This window comes from Actinomycetospora sp., assembly GCF_055612215.1.
Window position 1 is genome coordinate 1 of the sequence record NZ_JBVPVA010001010.1, and the last position, 4,921, is coordinate 4,921.

A 4,921-nucleotide genomic window follows, 5' to 3' on the forward strand; every position below is an offset into this window, starting at 1 on the left:
CTCACCGCGATCGTCATCACCCTCGGGGTCGCGGCGTTCCTGCTCGCGCTCATCCACCGGTCCTGGACGCTCGACCGCGAGGACGACCTCACCGAGGACACCGAGGACCGGTCGGTGCGCCGCCGCCTGGCGAGCGGGGAACACGTCGACGAGGACGAGCTCGACACCACCGGCTGCGAGCAGACCTCGGACACCGACGACGACCGGGCCGACCGCGCCGGAGCCCAGGCGTGAACCCGGGCTCCGGGCTCGTCGAGAGCCTCCTGCCGCTGCCGGTCCTGCTGCCGCTGCTCGGCGCCGGGACCGCGCTCGTGCTCGCCGGCCGACCGACCGCGCAGCGCGCCGTGTCGGTCGGCGTGCTGACGGCCGTCGTCGCGATCTCGGCGGTGCTCCTCGCCGGCTCCGTGCACGGTCCCCGCGTGGTCACCGTGGGGTCCTGGCCCGCGCCGCTGGGCATCACCCTGGTCGCGGACCAGCTCTCGACGATCATGCTGCTGACGTCGATGACGGTGACCCTGCTGGTGCTGCTCTACGCGATCGGGCAGGGCACCAGCGATGACGACACGCGGACCCCGGTCTCGATCTTCCACCCGACCTACCTGGTGCTGGCCGCCGGCGTCGCGAACGCCTTCCTCTCCGGCGACCTGTTCAACCTCTACGTCGGCTTCGAGGTCCTGCTCATGGCCAGCTACGTGCTGCTGACCCTGGGCGGGACACGGGCGCGGGTGCGGGCGGGATTGACCTACGTCGTGGTGAACGTGCTGTCCTCGCTGGTCTTCCTCATCGGGATCGCGCTGGTCTACGCGGCGGTGGGCACGCTGAACCTCGCCCAGATCGCGGTCCGGATGTCCTCGGTGCCGCCGGGCACACAGCTCGCGATCCACCTCGTGCTGCTCACCGCGTTCGGCATCAAGGCCGCGGTGTTCCCGCTCTCGGCGTGGCTCCCGGACTCCTACCCGACGGCGGCCGCGCCGGTCACCGCCGTGTTCGCCGGCCTGCTCACCAAGGTCGGCGTCTACTCGATCATCCGGACGCAGACCCTGCTCTTCCCCGGCTCCGGGGTCACCGACGACGTCCTGCTGGTCGCGGCGCTCGCGACGATGGTGATCGGGGCGCTCGGCGCGATCGCGCAGGAGGACCTGAAGCGGGTGCTGTCGTTCACCCTGGTCGCCCACATCGGCTACATGGTCTTCGGGGTGGCGCTGGCGACCCCGGCGGGCGTGGGCGCGGCGATCTTCTACGTCGTCCACCACATCACGGTGCAGGCGACGCTGTTCTGCGTGGCGGGACTCGTCGAGCGGGTCGGCGGGTCGACCTCGACGACGCGGCTGGCCGGGCTCGCGGCCGCGTCGCCGGTGCTCGCCGTCCTCTACTTCGTCCCGGCGGTCAACCTCGGCGGCATCCCGCCACTGTCCGGCTTCATCGGCAAGCTCGGGCTCGTCGAGGCGGGCGTGCAGGACGGGTCGGTGCTGGCGTGGCTGCTCGTCGGCGGCTCGGTGCTCACCAGCCTGCTCACGCTCTACGTGATGGCGAAGGTGTGGGTGCTGGCGTTCTGGCGCCCGGCCGACCAGCTGCCCGCGCCGACGACCGAGGACGAGGACCAGGACACCGACGACGACGGCCGCTACCCGGTGCTCATCGGCGCCGGGCCGGCGCGCGACGGGCGGGGTGCGCCCGCCTACTCCGGGGAGCTCCTCGGCAGCCCGTCCGCGCGGGCCGACCGTCGGGAACGGGTGGCACTGCCGGCGCTGATGACGGGCGCGACGGTGGCGCTGGTGACGGTCGGGGTGGCGCTCACCGTGGTCGCGGGGCCGCTCTACGGCCTGGCCGACTCCGCCGCGGCGGACCTCACCGCCCGCACGCCCTACATCTCGGCCGTGTTCGCCCAGTCCGTGGACACCCGGGTGGCCCGGTGACCGGCCGCGTGGCGTGGTGGCGCCGGCCGCGGCTGCTGCGCGTCGCGTGGCTGACCGCGGTGTGGGTCCTGCTCTGGGGCACGTTCTCCTGGGCGAACCTGCTCGGCGGCCTCGTCGTGGCGGTCGCGGTGCTGGTGGCGTTCCCGCTGCCCGCGGTGACCTCGGACGGCGGACTGCGCCCGCTCGGCCTGCTGCGCGTGGTGCTCGACGTGGCCCGCGACCTCGCCGTCTCCAGCGTCCAGGTGGCCTGGCAGTCGGTGCGCCCCGGCCCGCCCCCGCGCAGCTCGATCGTCGCGGTGGAGGTCCCCGACGACTCCGAGCTGCTCGTGGCGCTGCTCGTCGAGTGCCTGTCGCTGGTGCCCGGCAGCGTCGTCGTCGAGGCCGACGCGGCGGGGCGGACGGTCTGGGCGCACGTGCTCGGCGCCGACGACACGGCCGCGATCGCGCGCTTCCGTCGCCAGTCCGACCGGCTGGTCCGCGACCTGGTGGCCGCGGGCGTGCACCGGGTGCGGGTCGAGCCCGAGCGCGTCGCCCCCGCCGGCGTGGGCGCCGACCCGCGCGACGACCCCGACGGGAGCGGGCCGTGAGCACCGCCGCCGTCCTGCTCACCGTCGCGCTCGCCCTGCTCGGCCTGAGCCTGCTGCTGGTGACCGTGCGCTTCGTGCGGGGCCCCTCGGCGTTGGACCGCCTGGTGTCGCTCGACGCGATCGTCGCGGTGGTCATGTGCGGCCTGATGGCGCACGTGGCGATGACCCACGACTCGGCGACGGTGCCCGCCGTCGTCGCGATCAGCCTCGTCGGGTTCCTCGGGTCGTCGACGGTGGCGCGCGTGGTGGGGCGGCGGCGCGACGGGTCCGCCGACGAGGAGGAGCTGTGACGGTGCTCGCGCCGGTCCTCGACGTCGTCGGCGCCGTGCTCGTCGTGCTCGGCTCGCTGCTCGCGCTGGCCGCCGCGGTGGGCCTGCTGCGCCTGCCCGACGTCCTCTCGCGCATGCACGCGGCGACCAAGCCGCAGACCGCGGGCCTCGTCCTCGTGGTGCTCGGCACCGCGCTGCTGCTGCGGACCAGCGCCGACGTCTGGATGCTGCTGCTCGTCGGGGCGTTCCAGCTGATCACCGCGCCGGTCACGGCGCACCTGGTGGGGCGGCTCGCGTACCGCGCCGGCGGGGTCCGCACCGACCTGCTCCACCGCGACGAGCTCGCCGAGCGCCCGGAGCGTTCCGCCCCGGAATGACCGGTCCCGGCTGCGGCGGGCGGCGTCCTCGACGCGGCGTGCGCGCCCCGCGGGTGAGGTGCCCGTGAACGCCGTGGAGTCCGGCGGCCGCTCGCCCCTCGGGGTCACCCGACCGGCGCACGACGCGTCCTCGGACGGGGGACGACCGCGGGACCTCACTACTCTGGTTGCTGTGACGGATCTCCGCGCGCTCGTCACCGGGCGGGCCCGGGCCGTGCGGCGCGGCACCGGGCAGGCATGGCGTGCCGCCTGGGTGGTGCTCGCCCCCGTGGCCCGGCGCGGCCCCGAGATCGTCCTCGGCCTGGCTCTCGTGCTCAGCACCCTCGCGGTGCTCGTGCTCGTCGGGGCCGCGCGCAACGACGCGGCGATCACCGGTGACCGGGGCGTCGCCGTCGGCGAGGTCCTCGAGGGGTCCGACGCCTCGCACACGTTCATCCGGTACACCGCCTCCGACGGTGCCGTGCTCAGCCCGGACACCGGGGTGCTGTACCCGCGCGGCCTGGAACCGGGCAACTACGTCCTCGTCGAGTACGACCGCGCCAAGCCCGAGCTCGTGCGCGTCGCCGGGCGGAACTGGACCGAGGGACTCGCGCCCGTGGCGCTCGGCGTCGCGGGCCTGTGGGTCGTGCTCGGCCCGCTGACCTGGTACCTCGCGCGGCGGCGGCGCGCCGGGGCGTCCGGTGGCGGCCCCGCGACGGCGCCGGACCCGACGAAGCCGCTCGGCGCGCCCGCCGAGGGCTCCGGGCCCGACGACGAGACCGCGCGACGCGAACCGGTCGGGGCCTCGCGGTGAGCGCCGGCCCGGGCTCGCGCGCCGGGCTCGACCGCGACCCGAACGCCGTCGCGCGGATGTTCGACGGCGTCGCCGCCCGCTACGACGTCACCAACACCGTGCTCTCCTTCGGGCGGGACCGCGCCTGGCGGCGGGCCACGCGGGACGCGCTGGCGGTCGGCCCGGGCGACGTCGTGCTCGACATCGCCGCGGGCACCGGCGTCTCGACCGTCGAGCTCGCCCGCTCCGGGGCGACCTGCCTCGCCGCCGACTTCTCCCTCGGCATGCTGCGCACCGGCCGCGCCCGCCACGCCGGCGAGGTGCCCTACCTCGCCGCCGACGCGATGCGCCTGCCACTGCCCGACGCCGCCGTCGACGCGGTCGTCATGTCGTTCGGCCTGCGCAACGTCGTCGACCCGGACGCTGCGCTCGCCGAGTTCGCCCGCGTGACCCGGCCGGGCGGCACCCTCGCGATCTGCGAGTTCTCCACCCCGACCTGGGCGCCGTTCCGCCGCGTCTACACCGACTACCTGATGCGGGCCCTGCCGCGGGTCGCCCGCGCGGTGAGCTCCAACCCGGACGCCTACGTCTACCTCGCGGAGTCGATCCGCGCGTGGCCCGACCAGCCCGCCCTGGCCCGGCGCATCACGGCGGCCGGGTGGAGCGCGGTGAGCTGGCGGGACCTCACGGGCGGGATCGTCACGCTGCACACCGCCGTGCGCTGAGGTCCGCCCTCGCCCGCGAGGGGCCACGCGCCCGTCCCGCCTCCTCCGCCGCGAGGGGCACGTCAGGCAGGTTCCCAGCCGCGTCGAGGTGCGCGGTGTGCCCCTGATCTTGCGGCCGCGGACGTCGGACGGGAGCCCTCCCGTGAGGGGCACGCCACGCAGGTTCGCAGCCGCGTCGGGGTGCGTGGTGTGCCCCTGATCATGAGCCGGGGCGGCGACAACCGGGAGAGGTTCCCCGATCCGGATGCGGCCAACCGAGATTCAGCGGGCGTGTC

Annotated in this window: 6 protein-coding genes and 1 pseudogene; all 7 read left to right on the plus strand. The window is 75.4% G+C overall.

The features are described 5' to 3' along the window. Positions 1 to 234: pseudogene (locus AC0CYZ_RS27370) on the plus strand (Na(+)/H(+) antiporter subunit C); the annotation flags it as partial. Further along, positions 231 to 1,916, plus strand: coding sequence for a Na+/H+ antiporter subunit D (locus AC0CYZ_RS27375; protein ID WP_472221253.1), 1,686 nt, complete (start codon positions 231 to 233; stop codon positions 1,914 to 1,916). The pseudogene AC0CYZ_RS27370 and the gene AC0CYZ_RS27375, both read left to right, overlap by 4 nt. Then, a complete protein-coding gene (locus AC0CYZ_RS27380; RefSeq protein ID WP_472221255.1) occupies positions 1,913 to 2,503 on the plus strand; it encodes a Na+/H+ antiporter subunit E in 591 nt (196 codons plus the stop codon). The genes AC0CYZ_RS27375 and AC0CYZ_RS27380 overlap by 4 nt, the downstream gene beginning before the upstream one ends. Further along, positions 2,500 to 2,793 carry a monovalent cation/H+ antiporter complex subunit F gene (locus tag AC0CYZ_RS27385; protein WP_472221257.1) on the plus strand — a complete coding sequence of 98 codons (294 nt, stop codon included), beginning with the start codon at positions 2,500 to 2,502 and terminating at the stop codon, positions 2,791 to 2,793. Before AC0CYZ_RS27380 ends, AC0CYZ_RS27385 begins: the two co-directional genes overlap by 4 nt. Continuing rightward, positions 2,790 to 3,149: a monovalent cation/H(+) antiporter subunit G gene (mnhG, locus tag AC0CYZ_RS27390; RefSeq protein ID WP_472221259.1), complete on the plus strand. Its 360-nt coding sequence runs from the start codon at positions 2,790 to 2,792 to the stop codon at positions 3,147 to 3,149. Before AC0CYZ_RS27385 ends, mnhG begins: the two co-directional genes overlap by 4 nt. Positions 3,150 to 3,321: 172 nt before the next feature. Beyond that, positions 3,322 to 3,942: a DUF3592 domain-containing protein gene (locus tag AC0CYZ_RS27395; RefSeq protein ID WP_472221261.1), complete on the plus strand. Its 621-nt coding sequence runs from the start codon at positions 3,322 to 3,324 to the stop codon at positions 3,940 to 3,942. After that, entirely contained in the window at positions 3,939 to 4,646 is a 708-nt protein-coding gene (locus AC0CYZ_RS27400) for a demethylmenaquinone methyltransferase (RefSeq protein WP_472221263.1), read from the plus strand. Before AC0CYZ_RS27395 ends, AC0CYZ_RS27400 begins: the two co-directional genes overlap by 4 nt. Positions 4,647 to 4,921 lie beyond the last annotated feature (275 nt).